Source organism: Bradyrhizobium sp. USDA3010, from assembly GCF_056429065.1.
Map to the genome: position 1 here is coordinate 257,882 of NZ_JBWJZD010000002.1, position 14,468 is coordinate 272,349.

Consider the following 14,468-nt stretch of genomic DNA (forward strand, 5'->3'; position numbering starts at 1 on the left):
AGCGACCGAAACGGACAATTTTCCCCGCTATTCGCGCAGGGCCAAGCGGCGGAGATATCGCCATCGATATTGATCCTCCGCCGCCATGATCGCCTCAGGCCGCGCGTGCCGATTGATGGTCGGACGTATCGAGCAGCCTGCTCAGTATCCTGCGTTCTTCCTCGATCCTCCGTCGGAAGAGTTCGCGCTCCTCTTCCGACATCGCCGTATCGAGCAGGAATTGATAGTGACCGATGATCTTTTCACTGCCTCTTATGAGTATTTGTTGCAGCCCCTTCATGGCCGGATCTCCTCGCAAGCAGGGCGATCAAACGAGGCTGCCGGAAGTGGCGGAATGTCGGCAGCGACGTCTTGCATCGCCGCCACTTCTTCGGAGAGCCGCCTTTCGATGAACTCGCGTTCGAGATCGGAGAGTTGGGTCTGCAGCAATCGCCGATACCGCTGAACATTGTTGCGATGAGCGCGCAACTGTTCAAGCCGGCGGTCGAACAGTTCCGAGTTCAGCTGCCGTTCCCGGTCAAATCTTGACCGCCAGCGTCGCTCGAGCCGGTCGATGACCTGCTTCGGTAGTCTGATGTCCACCGTCATCTCGCTGCCTCCTATGCGGCCAGGCAACGGTCGACGGAGCGCAGCCGGGCAGGCCGGCCGCCTGGCGGATGGGGCGGACTGCTGTCGAGAGCACGAAGCGCTTCCAGGATATCGCTGACAGGAACGGGCGATTTGAGCCCCCTGGGTGCGCGCAAGATGGGATTGGACGCCACAGCGCTGGCGTCCGAGGCCCAGGATGCCAGGATAGCTCGCTTCTCGGTCAGGCTCAGGCGAGAATCCCGCACCACATCGTGCGGGGTCTCATATTCGTGGGGGCCTTCCTGGTGGGCGCGAATTGGCCGGTTGAAGCCAATAACGTTATGAGCAGGCGCGGTCGTCGGCCGCATGGATGCCTCCGTTCGAAAGACGAGTTACTGAGGAGACGAAGCCGCGCTGGTTCGTCGGGCGCGCGGCTTCGCCGGTTCGATCAGGCGGCGACGCTTTCGAGCTGTCGGGGCGAGTTGCTCGATGCCGCATTGATTGCGATGCGTCGCGGCTTCATCGCCTCCGGCACTTCGCGCGCCAGCTCGATCCTGAGAAGTCCGTTGTCGAACGCAGCGCTCTTGACCTCGACATAATCGGCGAGGCTGAACTGGCGCTTGAATCTGCGCGTCGAGATGCCCTGATAGAGATACTCGCGCTCGGCCTTGTCGACCTTGACGCCTTCGACAGTCAGAACGTTCTGTTCTGCCGTCACCGAGATCTCGTCGGGCGCAAAGCCGGCGATCGCGAGCACGATCTGGTATCGGTCCTCGGCCAAGCGTTCGATGTTGTAGGGCGGGTAGTGATCTTCACCGGCCCGATGGGCTGCTTCGGCGAGATCAAAGAGCCGGTCGAATCCGATGGTCGACCGGAACAGGGGGGAGAAGTCGTATGTGCGCATAGCCAAATCCTCCATAGAGCAAGATGGATATGAACGGCACCGGACACGACCGGTGCCCGTCTCGCCTGGCCCCGAAGGGCGACCAGGCACCAGTTCCCGCGACGCGGGTTGGCGGGAAAAAAATAAAAATCGGCGATGCCGTGTCAAGAACCCGGCCAAAAAAAATTTGAGGTTGCTTCCATCTGCTCTCTTGTGGCGGTTGTTGCCCCAAGACCAGCGCGGACATTCGGACACGGATTCAAATAGGCTATTGCCGGAACCGCGCCGTTATTGATCGATCAGGCTGACTGCCTCCAGTAACAACTCGGCCCGGATTCAGGCGACCGGCCCCGGCAATGGGTTCCGGGGCCGTATTGCTTTCGTGTGCTGCGTGATCCGTTCCAGACTGTTGCGCCCGGTATCCTCCAGAGCGAGAAGAAAGGACACCGCCGATTACTTGTTCTCGGGCCTCCAGATCGTGCCGGCCGATCGGCGCCTCGCAGCGCCGGGGCGTATTTTACAACCCAGACTCGAACTTCCCGCTCCTGACTGATGCGAAAGGTAGGAACAGAATCCCGCAGGACTTGGGAGGACCCATTCGTCGTTCGGCGACAGAGTTTCTTCCGCGTCACGCACGAAGGCATGCGTACGGAGGCGGCGTGAGTTGTCGGTTCGCGATCATCCGAAAGCGGCAACGCGCAGCTGGCAGCTGACGCGCCGCGACGGTTTCGAACTGGATACGCTGATTATTCCGTCGGCTTCGTCGCAGTTCGTTTAGGAACGACACGTCCTCGCCTTGTGTTGCTTCACTGCCGCCGCGTATGGAGGCGATGGTGCGCTACTTCTTCGATATCAGAGACGGCAGCGAACTTTATCCCGATGAGGAAGGACTCGAGTTCCGCGACCAAAAAGCTGCCCAAGTAGAAGCGGTTCATACGCTGGCAGGTCTGGCGCGTGACGCCGCCGAATCCCAATCACCGCATGACGTGGCGATTGAAGTTCGCTCTGACGATGGACCCTTGTTTCACGCGGCCCTTATCTTCACGGCCAAAGCAAAACACTAGCGCCGCGCCGAGGCTCCTCCGCACAGCCCGTTTCGCTGATTGATTTCGAAGGGTCCCGCCTGCTCGCAGCGAGCAGACGGGACCTCGGTACTACTTGTTCTCAGGCTTCCAGGTCGTGCTGGCCCGATCGTACTTGAAGCCGGGTGCAGCCTTCAGGCTGTCCTTGGTCTCGTCGAGCGTGAGCCACCACTTGTCGTCCTTCTTTTGCGATTTGACGGCCGTGTACGGCACGATCACGTCCTTCTCGCCGGCGCCGAGAAAGCCGCCGACGCCGATGACGAGGCCGGTCACCTTGCCCGCCTTGTCGACAAGCACGTCGTCGATCGTCCCGATCTTGGATTCCTTCGGATCATAGACATTCTGCTTGTAGTAGTTGGTGATGGTCCAGCTGTCCGTCGGGGCGGCGGGCATCGTGGTCGCCGCATGCGCGGCGGTAGCGAACGCCGCAGCCAAGATGCAGCCGATAGCAAACTTCTTCATAAGAGAAACTCCTCGCCTTCAGTGGAGATAACCGACCAGGCAGACGCTGCCGGCTCGGCCCAAAGTATGGTGACCGGCGTGCTCAGCGCCTGTCAGTCGGACGTGCAGACCTTGACGCTCTTCATGCCGGTCTCGGCCTCGGAGCGCGTCTTGTAGATGGTGCCCGACGGGCTGACGACGGTGGTCGTCGTGTCGACCGGCTTCTGATCGACGATCGTGCACTTCTTCGTCTTCACGTCCTGCACGACGTAGAATTCGTCCGCTGCAAATGCCGGCGTGACAAAAGCGGCAAGCAACGCTGCCGCGACAATCGTTCTAACGTTCATGTTCTCTCCTCCAATGCCGTATCCATCGGCGGAGGTGGAACGGGAAGAACTAGCAATGGTTCCTAGAGCTGAACCCGCTGGCTCCCGGCTCGAAGCAAGGCAAGCGAAAACCGACTGTCGAGGTGCGGCGATATGCAGCACGGTCTGGTCGCGCCGTCGGGCTTGCCGAAGGCTGTGGCGAATGGTCGCTAAGAACGCGCAGACGCGAGCTCGGCGAGCGATTCCATAACCCGATGGGACCCGCGCGTTTCGATTGGCGATGCGACCACGCGACTGGACGCAGCCGGTGATCGGCAGGCCGCGTCTGAAAATCCAGGAGGAAGCCCCATGATCTCGTCCCACATGCGCCTGTTCGGCGCGGTCGTCGCGCTGTTGCTTGGGGCGAGCGGTCGGGCGCCCGCGCAGCAGCTCGAGCTCAAGTTGATGGCGCCCGCAGCGCCCGGTGGTGGCTGGGATCAGACCGCGCGCTCGATGCAGCAGGCGCTGGTCGCCGCCGGTGTCGCGCGCAGCGTCCAGGTCACCAACGTGCCCGGCGCCGGCGGCAGCGTCGGCATCGCGCAGTTCGTCAATGGCGCCAAGGGCGACGGCAGCCAGATGATGGTGAACGGCTTCGTCATGGTGGGCGCGCTCGCCATGAACAAGTCGCCGGTGACGCTCGATCAGGTGACGCCGATCGCGCGCCTGACCGAGGAGACCCAGGTCATCGTGGTACCGGCGAGTTCGCCGATCAAGACGGCGCAGGATCTTGCCGCCGCGCTCAAGGCCGATATCGCCAAGGTGACCTTTGCCGGCGGCTCGGCCGGCGGCGTCGACCACGTGATGGCCGCGCTGTTTGCGGGTACGGTCGGCGCGGACGCGAAGAAGATCAACTACATTCCGTTCTCCGGCGGCGGCGAGTCGCTCGCCGCCATTCTCGGCGGCAAGGTCACGGCCGGCATTTCCGGCCTCAGCGAGTACGAAGGCCAGATCAAGGCCGGCAAGCTGCGCGCGCTTGGCGTGACCTCGGCGCAGCGTCTGCCCGGCGCCGACATCCCGACCTTCAAGGAGCAGGGGATCGAGCTGGTGCTGGCCAATTGGCGCTCGGTGGTCGCACCGCCCGGCATCACGCCGGAGCAGCGCAAGGTGCTGAGCGATGCCGTCGAGAAGATGGTGAAGTCCGACGCCTGGAAGGACGTCCTGAAGCAGAAGGGCTGGGATGACGCCTATGTCGGCGGCGATGCCTTCGCCGATTTCCTGAAGAAGGAGATCACGCGTGTCACCGATGTGCTGAAGTCCGTCGGCCTCGTGAAGTCATGACGCCGGACACGGCTTCGGAAAATCTGCCGCGCGCGCCGGCACGGCGCGTCGATCGCGCAGGCGTCGCTATCGCTGCCGCGCTGGCCGGGCTCGCCGCGGTGCTGGTGTGGGACGCGAGCAAGCTGCCGGCGACAACAATGTACGGGATGGGGCCGGAAGCGATGCCGATCGTGATCGCGATTGGCCTTGGCATCCTCGCGGCCGGCAATCTGATCGACGCGCTGCGCGGCAAGCTGCCGCCGCGCGAGAGCATGGATCCGAAACCGGTGTGGCTGATCATCGCCGGCCTGGCGCTGCTGATCGCCATCATCGGCCTCGGCGGTGGCTTCATCCTTGCCACCTCGGCGCTGTTCGTCACCACGTCGGCCGCCTTCGGCCGGCGCGCTGTGCTGGCCGACACCATCATCGCGCTCGTGATCACGACTCTCATCTACCTCGCGTTCGACAAACTGTTGACGCTGAGCCTGCCTGCCGGCCCGCTGGAGCGACTGCTGTGATGGACACTTTCGCCGCGCTGGCGCATGGCATGGCGGTCGCCATGCAGCCGATGAATCTGCTCTACGCCCTGATCGGCGTGTTCCTCGGCACCGCGGTTGGCGTGTTGCCCGGCATCGGTCCGGCGCTGACGGTCGCGCTGCTGCTGCCGGTGACCTACAAGCTCGATCCCGGCGGTTCGCTGATCATGTTCGCCGGCATCTATTATGGCGGCATGTATGGCGGCTCGACCACCGCGATCCTGATCAACACGCCGGGCGAGAGCGCGTCGATGGCGACCGCGCTCGAGGGCAACAAGATGGCCAAGGCCGGCCGCGGCGGCCCGGCGCTGGCGACCTCGGCGATCGGCTCGTTCGTGGCCGGCACCATCGCCACCATCGGCCTCGCATTCCTCGCGCCGTGGCTGGTCGATGTCGCGGTTCGGTTCGGGCCGGAGGACTACTTCGCGCTGATGTGCGTCGCCTTCGTCACGGTATCGGCGACCTTCGGCGACTCGCCGGTCCGCGGGCTCACCAGCCTGTTCATCGGTTTGACGCTCGGGCTGGTCGGCATCGACAAGCTCACCGGCCAGGCACGGCTTGCCTTCGGCATCCCCGAGCTGCTCGACGGCGTCGAGGTGACGACGCTCGCGGTCGGCTTGTTCGCGGTGGGCGAGGCACTCTATGTCGCCTCGCGCCGTCATCACGCCGAGGAGAAGCTCGAGCCGGTGCGCGGCTCGCTGTGGATGACGCGGGAGGATTGGCAGCGCTCATGGATGCCGTGGCTGCGCGGCACGCTGTTCGGCTTTCCGATCGGCGCGCTGCCGGCCGGTGGCGCCGAGATCCCGACCTTCCTGTCCTATTCGACCGAGCGGCGGCTGACCAAACATCCGGAGGAATTCGGCAAGGGCGCGATCGAGGGCGTCGCCGGACCCGAAGCCGCCAACAACGCGTCCGCCGCGGGCACGCTGGTGCCGCTGTTGACGCTTGGGCTGCCGACCTCGGCCACCGCGGCGATGATGCTGGCGGGCTTCCAGCAATACGGCCTCAACCCCGGGCCGCTGTTGTTCGCGGAGCGGCCCGACCTGGTGTGGGGCCTGATCGCGAGCCTGTTCATCGCCAACGGCATGCTGCTGGTGCTCAACCTGCCGCTGGTCGGGCTGTGGGTGCGGCTGCTCGCGATCCCGCAGCCATGGCTCTATGCCGGCATCCTGGTGTTCGCGACCATGGGCACGATCGCGGCGAAGCCGTCGGTCGTCGAGCTGTCGATGCTGGCGGCGTTCGGCGTGATGGGCTTTTTGATGCGGCGGTTCGATTTCCCCATCGCACCCGTCGTGATCGGGCTGATCCTCGGGCCGATCGCGGAAAGCCAGCTGCGCCGCGCGCTGGCGATCAGCCTCGGCGATCCCATGGTGCTGCTGCAAAGCCCGATGTCGGCTGTGCTGCTCGGCGTCGCGCTGATCGCGCTGCTTGCACCGTTCGTGCTTAGGGGACTGGGGCGGTTCAAGGCGAACGAAGACTAGGACGTGAATCCATCGGCCGCGTCGAGACAGACGGTAACGCTACCAACATTCGCGTGATCGGGAAATATCCAAACTCCGATCTCGGTCTTCCTTTCAGCAACGCACATGCCTCGCCCGCGCGAGGCGCAATCAAGGCGGCTGAACGATGAAGATGATCTACCTTCTGACGGCGCTCATGCTGGCGCCATCTCTTGCGACCCAGGCCTTCGCTCATGCGCGATCCGGCAAAGGCAGCGATCGAGCGCATGTCGGCACGGGACCGACAATTGGCAACGGACTGCAAGGATACGGGATCGTCGGTCGTCAGATCGCGGCTCCGCCGTGGAGCGCCGCCTGCATGAACGACACAGGCCCACGACAATGCGACGAGCCCATGTGGGTCTATGGCAGTCCCGACTATGTCGCGCAGTTCAAGGGTGCATTCTGATATCGACCCGCGGCGGTCGGCGCGACGGGCTCGGATGCCTTGGGTTGCCACGGGAAACCTTCGCCACCTAAAAGGCCCGCTCCGGGGCTCGCAATTCGGAGCGGGCCAGTCTGGGCGCGGCAAGTGTAGCCGCTGTTCGAACCTGGCGCGACATGCTGACACCACCCTGACGGCATCAAGAAAATGGAGAGGCGGCTGAACGGCGCCCCTCTGTCTCGATGATGGATTGTGAACGGAATGTTTCGCGGCACGCTCACCATTTGTAGGCGAGGCTTGCCGTGATGCGCCGGCGATCGCCGTAGTAGCAGGAGCTGATCGTCGCGCAGCTCGCGACGTAGATCTTGTCGGTGACGTTCACGACATTGAGCGCCGCGCGCCAGTTGTTGTCCCATTCGTAGTGCAGGGCGAGGTCGCCGAGCACGACCCCGGGCACGCGCGCGGTGTTCGCGGTATCGGCAAAGGACGAGCCGACATAGCGGACGCCGCCGCCGAAGCCGAAGCCGTTCAGCGGGCCGTCGCGGAAGGTGTAGTCGGTCCAGACCGAGGCGAGCTGCCGCGGGGTGTTGGTCGGCACGGTGCCGATCAGCGCGGGATTGAGGTCCTTGCTGACGAACAGCTCGTAATTGGTGTAGCTCGCCACCAGCTTGAAATCCCGGGTGATGTTCGCCACCGCCTCGAGCTCGACGCCGCGCGAGGTGACCTCGCCGTTCTGGGTCTGGAACAGCGTGTTGTTCGGATCTGTGGTCAGCGCGTTCTTGCGCTTGAGGTCGAACAGCGCGACGCCGAGCCGCGCGTTGAGGCCGACCGGCTCGTACTTGATGCCGACCTCGGTCTGCTCGGAGGTCTCCGGCAGCAGCAATTGGCCGGCGGCGTTGGTGCCGATGACCGGATTGTAGCCGGTCATGTAGGAGACGTAGGGCGCAACGCCGCTGTCGAAATTGTAGATCGCGCCAACGCGGCCGGAGAACTTGCTGTCGTCGCGGCCCTGGGAAGCGCCGATCCTGTTGTTGTTGGTGAGGTCGACCCAGTCCTGGCGTCCCGACAGCACGACCGTCAGGCGATCCAGCTTGACCTGATCCTGCAGATAGAGCCCGGCCATGCCCTGGGTGAGATAGGCGTTCTGATACAGCGGGCCGCTATACGGCAGGTTGTTGCCGTAGACCGGATTGAACACGTTGAGATTCGTGCCCATGCCAAAACCCTGCCGGTCGTCGATGCCGTAATATTTCAGATCGACGCCGACCAGCGCGGTGTGCTGCAGCGCGCCGGTGGAGAAGCGGTATTCGAGCTGATTGTCGAGGTTGAGCTGCGTGGCGATGCCGCGGGTGTAGAAATTGCCGCGGGTGACGTCGGCCGCCGCCGGCGTCGTCGCGTAACCGAGCCCGTAGAGCCCGGCGTAATAGACGTCGACATGCGCCATGCGCGCGTTCTGGCGGAAGTCGACGCTGTCAGACACGCTCTTCTGGAACTGGTAGCCGACCATCTCCTGGTCGCGGCGGAACTGGTCGACGCTGGGATCGCCGGCGAACAGGCTGGTCGGAATGCGGCCGAACGGTGCGTTGGTGACGGTGCCGACATAGGGCAGGAAGTTCAGCGCGCGGGTGTTGCTGTGCGAGGCCATGCCGAACACGGTGAGGCTGGTGTCGGCGTCGGGCCGCCAGGTCACCGACGGGGCGAAGAAGAAATTGTTGTCGTAGACGTAGTCGGTCTGGGTGCCGCCGCCCTGGGCCTGGCCGACCAGGCGGTACTGCACTTGGCCGCCGCCGGGCTGCGCCGCCGCGCCGCCGATGTCGAACTGGGTATAGGCGTTGCCGAAATTGTTGACGCCGGTCTCGATGTAGCGAATGGGCTCGGCGGATGGCAGCTTGCTCACCGCATTGACGAGCCCGCCCGGCGCCGAGCCGCCGTACAGGATGCCGGACGGACCGCGCAGCACCTCGACGCGCTCGAGATTGAAGGGCTGCAGCTTCCAGCTCGCATAGGAGGTGTAGAACAGCTGCAGGCCGTCGAGGAACAGCGACTCGTTCTGCGCGGGGAAGCCGCGGATCATGAACCAGTCGTTGCGGAAATCGGCGCCGTAGGTGCCGCCGATGACGCCCGGCGTGTAGCGCAGCACTTCGTCGAACTTGCTGACGATCTTCTGGTCGCGGATCTGCTCGGCGCTGATCACCGTCACCGATTGCGGCGTCTGGATGATCGGCGTGCTGGTCTTGGTGCCGCTGGCGCTCTGCCGCGCCAGGTAGCCGGTGACCGGGCCGTTGGCGCGCTCGTGCCCAGCGCCTGAGCCTGCGGCCTGCGGTGCTGCCTGTGGCTGCGCTCCCGCCGGCGCGACTGTGGCGCGGCGCGAGGCGCTTCGTGCGCGCGTGGTCCGTTGCGAAGGCTGCTGCGATCGCGCCGCTTGCCGGTGCTGCGGCGCATCGACCGTCACGGACGGCAATTGCGTCTGCGCGAAGACCTCGTCCGCACCGGCAACCGAAAGCACCACCAGAGCCGAAGCAGCAAACCGCTGCGGCCGAATCCATCCGTCCGTCATTCAACGCCGCCAAACAGAATTGTCTTCGGCGTCGTTATCACGGTGATTTTCGCGAACAGCCCGCGCGCGGTTAGAAGCTATCGAAGCTGTGCGCAAAGCTCGTGTGTGTGACTGAGGGACAACGGAGTACGACGCACAATTGCACGCATCGCGTGAGAGGCTTGAATCGATCCAGTGTTGAGCGATTCAAAAATCGAACGATTCAAAATCATCTCGTGACTCGATGCATCATGATCGCGCGCGTGACGATCGAGAGAGACGGACGTCGCGTGATTGAGCGGGTCGCTCTGGTGAAGCTTGAGGGCGCGGCTCGCCTTGAGGCGTCAGCATCGGCTGGTCGCGCGATCGGGAAGGGGGCGTCCCGTCCGCCCCCCGCGGGCGCCGGGAGCTATGGCCTGCGGGAGACCCGGAACCGGGACGGGGAGGCGCCGGCCCAGCCGGCTGGCAATCCCCGGCATCCCCACCATATCTGGCATAATTGACCGCCGGGGACCGCAACGGCTTGGCCATTTTGGGGTGATGTGATAACCCTCTGAAACCAGCTTCGACCGCCACTCGTGACCGTCCGCATCCCACCTAAAGGCTTGCGGCGGTGGAGATATTTCGCCGATGACCTCATCCTCCAAGACCGCTTCCGCGCCCGATTCCTTCTTCACGGCAACCCTTGCCGAGGCCGATCCCGAGATCGCCGCCGCGATCAAGGGCGAGCTCGGCCGGCAGCGCCATGAGATCGAGCTGATCGCCTCCGAGAACATCGTCAGCCGTGCGGTGCTGGAGGCGCAGGGCTCGGTGATGACCAACAAATACGCGGAAGGTTATCCGGGCGCGCGCTACTACGGCGGTTGCGAGTGGGTCGACGTCGCCGAGAACCTGGCGATCGAGCGCGCCAAGAAGCTGTTCGGCGCCGGCTTCGCCAACGTCCAGGCGAACTCCGGCAGCCAGATGAATCAGGCGGTGTTCCTGGCGCTGCTGCAGCCCGGCGACACCTTCATGGGTCTCGACCTCGCCGCCGGCGGCCATCTCACCCACGGCTCGCCGGTCAACATGTCCGGCAAGTGGTTCAAGGCCGCGCACTACACGGTGCGCCGCGAGGACCAGATCATCGACATGGACGAAGTCCAGAAGCAGGCCGAGCAGGTCAAGCCGAAGCTGATCATCGCCGGTGGCTCGGCCTATTCGCGTGCGTGGGACTTCAAGCGCTTCCGCGAGATCGCAGACTCGGTTGGCGCGTATCTGCTGGTCGACATGGCGCATTTCGCGGGCCTCGTCGCCGGCGGCGTGCATACCTCGCCGGTGCCGCACGCCCACGTCACCACCACGACGACGCACAAGTCGCTGCGCGGTCCGCGCGGCGGCCTGACCCTCACCAATGACGAGACGCTCGCCAAGAAGCTGAACTCGGCGATCTTCCCCGGCCTGCAGGGTGGCCCGCTGATGCACGTCATCGCGGCGAAGGCGGTCGCGTTCGCCGAAGCGCTGCGGCCGGACTTCAAGATCTACGCCAAGAACGTGGTCGAGAACGCCAAGGCGCTGGCGGAGACGCTGCGCAGCCACGGCCTCGATATCGTCTCCGGCGGCACCGACAACCATCTGATGCTGGTCGACCTCAGGCCGAAGGGCCTGAAGGGCAACATCTCCGAGAAGGCACTGGTGCGCGCTGCGATCACCTGCAACAAGAACGGCATCCCGTTCGATCCCGAGAAGCCGTTCGTCACCTCGGGCCTGCGTCTCGGTACGCCGGCGGCGACCACCCGCGGCTTCGGCGTCGCCGAGTTCAAGCAGGTCGGCGGCATGATCGCGGAAGTGCTGAACGCGCTGGCGCAGTCGCCGGACGGCAAGGCGCCGCTGGTCGAGGCCGCGATCAAGGAACGCGTCAAGGCGCTGACCGATCGCTTCCCGATCTACCAGTAAAGTACAGGGTCGCTGTTAGAGGTCCCATCGGATGCGCTGCCCGAGCTGCAATTCTCTCGATACGCAGGTCAAGGACTCGCGTCCGACCGAGGACTCCGCGGTCATTCGCAGGCGGCGCGTCTGCATGGCCTGCAACTTCCGCTTCACGACCTTCGAGCGGGTGCAGCTGCGCGAGCTGACCGTGATCAAGCGCAATGGCCGCCGCGTGCCGTTCGACCGCGACAAGCTGGTGCGTTCGCTGCAGATCTCATTGCGCAAACGCCCGGTGGAGTCCGAGCGGGTGGAGAAGATGGTGTCCACCATCGTCCGCGAGCTCGAAAGCGGCGGCGAGGCGGAGGTCTCCTCGGAGGCGATCGGCGAGATCGTGATGGAGCATCTGCGCCAGCTCGACGACGTCGCCTATGTCCGCTTCGCCTCGGTCTATCGTAATTTCCGCGAGGCCAAGGACTTTGAGGCCGTGCTCGACGAGCTGACCGGCGAAGAGGACCCGCGGATCGCGACGTTGCGAAAATGATCTTCCGCATTCTGGAAGAGCAGCTCGGGCAGAAGGCCAAAGAGGCGAAGGAAACGGCAAAGGCCGCCGATCTGCGCTTCATGCAGCTTGCGCTCGCGCTCGGCCGCCGCGGGCTCGGGCGCACCTGGCCCAATCCGGCCGTCGGCGCCGTCATCGTCAAGGATGGCGTGATTGTCGGCCGCGGCTGGACTCAGCCCGGCGGCCGCCCGCATGCCGAGGTCGAGGCATTGAGGCGCGCGGGTGAAGCGGCGCGCGGCGCCACGCTCTATGTCACGCTCGAACCCTGCTCGCATTTCGGCCGCTCGCCGCCCTGTGCGGATGCCGTCGTCGCGGCCGGGCTCGCCCGCGTGGTGTCGGCGATCGAGGACCCCAATCCGGAGGTCGGTGGCAAGGGCCACGCCAAGCTGCGCGCTGCAGGGATCGCGGTCGATGTCGGACTGTGCGCGGCCGAGGCCGCGCGCGACCATGCCGGGCATTTCCGCCGCATCACGGACAAGCGCCCGCACGTGATCCTCAAGCTCGCGGTGTCGGCCGACGACAAGATTGCAGCGGGTGGCCACAAGCCCGTAGCGATTACCGGCGAGGCTGCGCAGAGGCGCGTGCATCTGTTGCGCGCGCAGAGCGACGCGATCCTTGTCGGGATCGGCACGGTGAAGGCCGACGATCCGCTCCTGACCTGCCGGTTGCCCGGCATGGCGGCGCGCTCGCCGGTGCGGGTGGTGTTGGATCGCGCGCTGCGTATCTCGGGCGACAGCCGCCTGGTGCATTCGGCGCGCGAGACGCCGCTCTGGGTGATGACATCAGATCTTGCCGAGGCGCCGGCCGCGATGAAGCTCGGTGCCGCCGGGGCAGAGGCAATCCGCGTTGCGTCCAGCGCGCAGCCGGGGCTCGATCTGCCGGCGGTGTTGCATGCGCTGGCGGAGAAGGGCATCACGCGACTGATGGTCGAGGGCGGCTCGCGCGTCGCAAATTCTTTCGTGGCAGCCGACCTGGTCGATGAAATCTGGCTGTTGCGCGGACCTGAACCAATCGGTGCCGATGGCGTTCCCGCGCTGGACGCAATGCCGCTCGCCGCAATCACGCAGTCGCCCGCCTTCCGCCTTCGTGCTAGCGAAACCCTCGATAACGACAGTCTCATCATCTACGAGCGTGCGTAATGTTTACCGGAATTGTCACCGATATCGGCGAGATCACCAGCCTGAAGCCCGTGGCGCAGGGGCAGTTGCACCGGATGCGGATCGCCTGCGGCTACGACCAGACCACAATCGCCGACGGCGCCTCGATCGCATGCAACGGCGTCTGCCTTACCGTGGTCGCCTCCGGCACGGCTGACGGCAAGACCTGGTTCGATGTCGACGCCGCGGCCGAGACGCTCGGCATGACCACCGCCAGGCACTGGGCGCAGGGTGGCCGGCTCAACCTCGAGCGCGCGCTCAAGATCGGCGACGAGCTCGGCGGTCATATCGTGGCCGGGCATGCCGACGGGATCGCCACCATCGTCAAGCGCGATGATCTGCCCGACATGGCGCGGTTCGAGCTGCGAACCAGCCGCGAACTGGCGCGTTTCATCGCCGCCAAGGGATCGATCACGCTGGACGGCGTCTCGCTGACCGTGAATACGGTCGACGACGTCACCTTTTCGGTGCTGATCATCCCGCACACGCTTTCCGTCACGACCCTGAGCGGCTGGAAGGCCGGCAGCGAGGTCAATATCGAGGTCGATCTGATGGCCCGTTACGCGGCGCGGCTGTCGGAGATGAAATAGCCTCGGCCTGGGCATTGTGGCCGAGACAGACATCCTTATCTGCCTGTTCGCCTCGGGCGGCTTCCAGCCGGATAGCCTATGCATTGCGGGCGAAGCCGACCTGAAAAATCAGGCTGATCGCGGTGACATCCGGGTCAGTATTGCCCTTGGCTTTACCGCCTGCTGCGCCTAAAACGCAGCACAACTCCTCCCCAAGTTCCGATTGGTATTGCAATGGCTGACGCGCGGCGCGCACCCCTGAAGGACCAGACCGACATCACCGGCGCACGCGTGCTGATCGTCGAGGCCCGGTTTTATGACGATATCCAGGATGCGCTGCTGGAAGGCGCGCTCGCCGAGCTGAAGACGGCGGGCGCCAGCCATGACGTGATCACGGTGCCGGGCGCGCTGGAGATTCCGGCCGCGATCGCGATTGCGATCGATGCGGCGGCTGCGAACGGCAAGCCCTATGACGCGGCGATCGCGCTCGGCTGCGTGGTGCGCGGCGATACCATCCATTTCGAGATCGTCTCGCAGGAGTCCTCGCGCGGATTGATGGATCTGGCCGTGAGCCGGAAATTCCCGCTCGGCAACGGCATCCTCACCGTCAACACCGAGGCACAGGCCTGGGCGCGGGCGCGCGCCAGCGAGTTGAACAAGGGCGGCGACGCCGCGCGCGCGGCGATCGCGATGCTGCGGATCAAACGCCGCCTGGCAAAGGCCTGAC

At 64.9% G+C, this 14,468-nt stretch carries 17 protein-coding genes; 11 read left to right on the plus strand and 6 right to left on the minus strand.

Features of this window, described 5'->3' with window-relative positions:
- Nucleotides 1-94: 94 nt before the first annotated feature.
- From AC066Y_RS04240 to AC066Y_RS04250, 3 genes are all read right to left on the minus strand, one after another.
- Nucleotides 95-280 (minus strand): hypothetical protein, encoded by a 186-nt coding sequence (locus AC066Y_RS04240; protein WP_092114740.1) that lies wholly within the window; start codon nt 278-280, stop codon nt 95-97.
- Complete coding sequence (locus tag AC066Y_RS04245; protein WP_478272790.1) at nt 277-588, minus strand: hypothetical protein; 312 nt, start codon at nt 586-588, stop codon at nt 277-279. The genes AC066Y_RS04240 and AC066Y_RS04245 overlap by 4 nt, the downstream gene beginning before the upstream one ends.
- A 427-nt stretch (nt 589-1,015) precedes the next feature.
- Nucleotides 1,016-1,471 (minus strand): Hsp20 family protein, encoded by a 456-nt coding sequence (locus tag AC066Y_RS04250; protein ID WP_456722779.1) that lies wholly within the window; start codon nt 1,469-1,471, stop codon nt 1,016-1,018.
- Nucleotides 1,472-2,280: 809 nt separating this feature from the next.
- Here AC066Y_RS04250 and AC066Y_RS04255 point away from each other — a divergent pair.
- Nucleotides 2,281-2,514 (plus strand): DUF6894 family protein, encoded by a 234-nt coding sequence (locus tag AC066Y_RS04255; RefSeq protein WP_478272791.1) that lies wholly within the window; start codon nt 2,281-2,283, stop codon nt 2,512-2,514.
- Nucleotides 2,515-2,604: 90 nt separating this feature from the next.
- On the opposite strand, the gene AC066Y_RS04260 is transcribed toward AC066Y_RS04255, so the two are convergent.
- Together AC066Y_RS04260 and AC066Y_RS04265 are read right to left on the minus strand one after the other, a co-directional pair.
- Nucleotides 2,605-2,994 carry a PRC-barrel domain-containing protein gene (locus tag AC066Y_RS04260; protein WP_478272792.1) on the minus strand — a complete coding sequence of 130 codons (390 nt, stop codon included), beginning with the start codon at nt 2,992-2,994 and terminating at the stop codon, nt 2,605-2,607.
- A gap of 92 nt (nt 2,995-3,086) precedes the next feature.
- Nucleotides 3,087-3,320 carry a hypothetical protein gene (locus tag AC066Y_RS04265; RefSeq protein WP_478272793.1) on the minus strand — a complete coding sequence of 78 codons (234 nt, stop codon included), beginning with the start codon at nt 3,318-3,320 and terminating at the stop codon, nt 3,087-3,089.
- Nucleotides 3,321-3,647: 327 nt separating this feature from the next.
- On the opposite strand from AC066Y_RS04265, the gene AC066Y_RS04270 reads away from it, so the two are divergent.
- The 4 genes from AC066Y_RS04270 (at nt 3,648) to AC066Y_RS04285 (ending at nt 7,039) form a co-directional block, all read left to right on the plus strand.
- Nucleotides 3,648-4,616, plus strand: a complete 969-nt coding sequence (locus AC066Y_RS04270) for a Bug family tripartite tricarboxylate transporter substrate binding protein (RefSeq protein ID WP_478272794.1) — start codon at nt 3,648-3,650, stop codon at nt 4,614-4,616.
- The gene (locus AC066Y_RS04275; RefSeq protein ID WP_478272795.1) at nt 4,613-5,113 is read left to right on the plus strand and encodes a tripartite tricarboxylate transporter TctB family protein; all 501 of its coding nucleotides are present in this window, start codon (nt 4,613-4,615) and stop codon (nt 5,111-5,113) included. The genes AC066Y_RS04270 and AC066Y_RS04275 overlap by 4 nt, the downstream gene beginning before the upstream one ends.
- Nucleotides 5,113-6,612 (plus strand): tripartite tricarboxylate transporter permease, encoded by a 1,500-nt coding sequence (locus tag AC066Y_RS04280; RefSeq protein WP_478272796.1) that lies wholly within the window; start codon nt 5,113-5,115, stop codon nt 6,610-6,612. The genes AC066Y_RS04275 and AC066Y_RS04280 overlap by 1 nt, the downstream gene beginning before the upstream one ends.
- 145 nt (nt 6,613-6,757) lie before the next feature.
- Nucleotides 6,758-7,039, plus strand: a complete 282-nt coding sequence (locus tag AC066Y_RS04285) for a hypothetical protein (protein ID WP_478272797.1) — start codon at nt 6,758-6,760, stop codon at nt 7,037-7,039.
- 253 nt (nt 7,040-7,292) lie between these two features.
- Here AC066Y_RS04285 and AC066Y_RS04290 read toward each other — a convergent pair whose 3' ends face one another.
- Nucleotides 7,293-9,572, minus strand: coding sequence for a TonB-dependent siderophore receptor (locus AC066Y_RS04290; RefSeq protein WP_478272798.1), 2,280 nt, complete (start codon nt 9,570-9,572; stop codon nt 7,293-7,295).
- 609 nt (nt 9,573-10,181) lie between these two features.
- Here AC066Y_RS04290 and glyA point away from each other — a divergent pair.
- Genes glyA through ribH form a run of 6 tightly spaced genes read left to right on the plus strand, consistent with a single transcriptional unit; the run spans nt 10,182 to nt 14,467 of the window.
- Nucleotides 10,182-11,483, plus strand: a complete 1,302-nt coding sequence (glyA, locus tag AC066Y_RS04295) for a serine hydroxymethyltransferase (protein ID WP_478272799.1) — start codon at nt 10,182-10,184, stop codon at nt 11,481-11,483.
- A gap of 31 nt (nt 11,484-11,514) precedes the next feature.
- Nucleotides 11,515-11,997: a transcriptional regulator NrdR gene (gene nrdR, locus AC066Y_RS04300; protein ID WP_050400938.1), complete on the plus strand. Its 483-nt coding sequence runs from the start codon at nt 11,515-11,517 to the stop codon at nt 11,995-11,997.
- Entirely contained in the window at nt 11,994-13,154 is a 1,161-nt protein-coding gene (gene ribD, locus AC066Y_RS04305; RefSeq protein ID WP_478272800.1) for a bifunctional diaminohydroxyphosphoribosylaminopyrimidine deaminase/5-amino-6-(5-phosphoribosylamino)uracil reductase RibD, read from the plus strand. The genes nrdR and ribD overlap by 4 nt, the downstream gene beginning before the upstream one ends.
- The gene (locus tag AC066Y_RS04310; RefSeq protein WP_478272801.1) at nt 13,154-13,762 is read left to right on the plus strand and encodes a riboflavin synthase; all 609 of its coding nucleotides are present in this window, start codon (nt 13,154-13,156) and stop codon (nt 13,760-13,762) included. Before ribD ends, AC066Y_RS04310 begins: the two co-directional genes overlap by 1 nt.
- Before the next feature lie 16 nt (nt 13,763-13,778).
- Nucleotides 13,779-13,934 carry a hypothetical protein gene (locus tag AC066Y_RS04315; RefSeq protein WP_478272802.1) on the plus strand — a complete coding sequence of 52 codons (156 nt, stop codon included), beginning with the start codon at nt 13,779-13,781 and terminating at the stop codon, nt 13,932-13,934.
- A 41-nt stretch (nt 13,935-13,975) separates the two neighbouring features.
- Complete coding sequence (gene ribH, locus AC066Y_RS04320; protein ID WP_092114727.1) at nt 13,976-14,467, plus strand: 6,7-dimethyl-8-ribityllumazine synthase; 492 nt, start codon at nt 13,976-13,978, stop codon at nt 14,465-14,467.
- Nucleotide 14,468 lies beyond the last annotated feature (1 nt).

Coding starts and splice junctions, on each gene's coding strand:
- AC066Y_RS04240 (WP_092114740.1), bottom strand. CDS start 280: ATGAAGGGGCTGCAACAAATACTCATAAGAGGCAGTGAAAAGATCATC.
- AC066Y_RS04245 (WP_478272790.1), bottom strand. CDS start 588: ATGACGGTGGACATCAGACTACCGAAGCAGGTCATCGACCGGCTCGAG.
- AC066Y_RS04250 (WP_456722779.1), bottom strand. CDS start 1,471: ATGCGCACATACGACTTCTCCCCCCTGTTCCGGTCGACCATCGGATTC.
- AC066Y_RS04255 (WP_478272791.1), top strand. CDS start 2,281: ATGGTGCGCTACTTCTTCGATATCAGAGACGGCAGCGAACTTTATCCC.
- AC066Y_RS04260 (WP_478272792.1), bottom strand. CDS start 2,994: ATGAAGAAGTTTGCTATCGGCTGCATCTTGGCTGCGGCGTTCGCTACC.
- AC066Y_RS04265 (WP_478272793.1), bottom strand. CDS start 3,320: ATGAACGTTAGAACGATTGTCGCGGCAGCGTTGCTTGCCGCTTTTGTC.
- AC066Y_RS04270 (WP_478272794.1), top strand. CDS start 3,648: ATGATCTCGTCCCACATGCGCCTGTTCGGCGCGGTCGTCGCGCTGTTG.
- AC066Y_RS04275 (WP_478272795.1), top strand. CDS start 4,613: ATGACGCCGGACACGGCTTCGGAAAATCTGCCGCGCGCGCCGGCACGG.
- AC066Y_RS04280 (WP_478272796.1), top strand. CDS start 5,113: ATGGACACTTTCGCCGCGCTGGCGCATGGCATGGCGGTCGCCATGCAG.
- AC066Y_RS04285 (WP_478272797.1), top strand. CDS start 6,758: ATGAAGATGATCTACCTTCTGACGGCGCTCATGCTGGCGCCATCTCTT.
- AC066Y_RS04290 (WP_478272798.1), bottom strand. CDS start 9,572: ATGACGGACGGATGGATTCGGCCGCAGCGGTTTGCTGCTTCGGCTCTG.
- glyA (WP_478272799.1), top strand. CDS start 10,182: ATGACCTCATCCTCCAAGACCGCTTCCGCGCCCGATTCCTTCTTCACG.
- nrdR (WP_050400938.1), top strand. CDS start 11,515: ATGCGCTGCCCGAGCTGCAATTCTCTCGATACGCAGGTCAAGGACTCG.
- ribD (WP_478272800.1), top strand. CDS start 11,994: ATGATCTTCCGCATTCTGGAAGAGCAGCTCGGGCAGAAGGCCAAAGAG.
- AC066Y_RS04310 (WP_478272801.1), top strand. CDS start 13,154: ATGTTTACCGGAATTGTCACCGATATCGGCGAGATCACCAGCCTGAAG.
- ribH (WP_092114727.1), top strand. CDS start 13,976: ATGGCTGACGCGCGGCGCGCACCCCTGAAGGACCAGACCGACATCACC.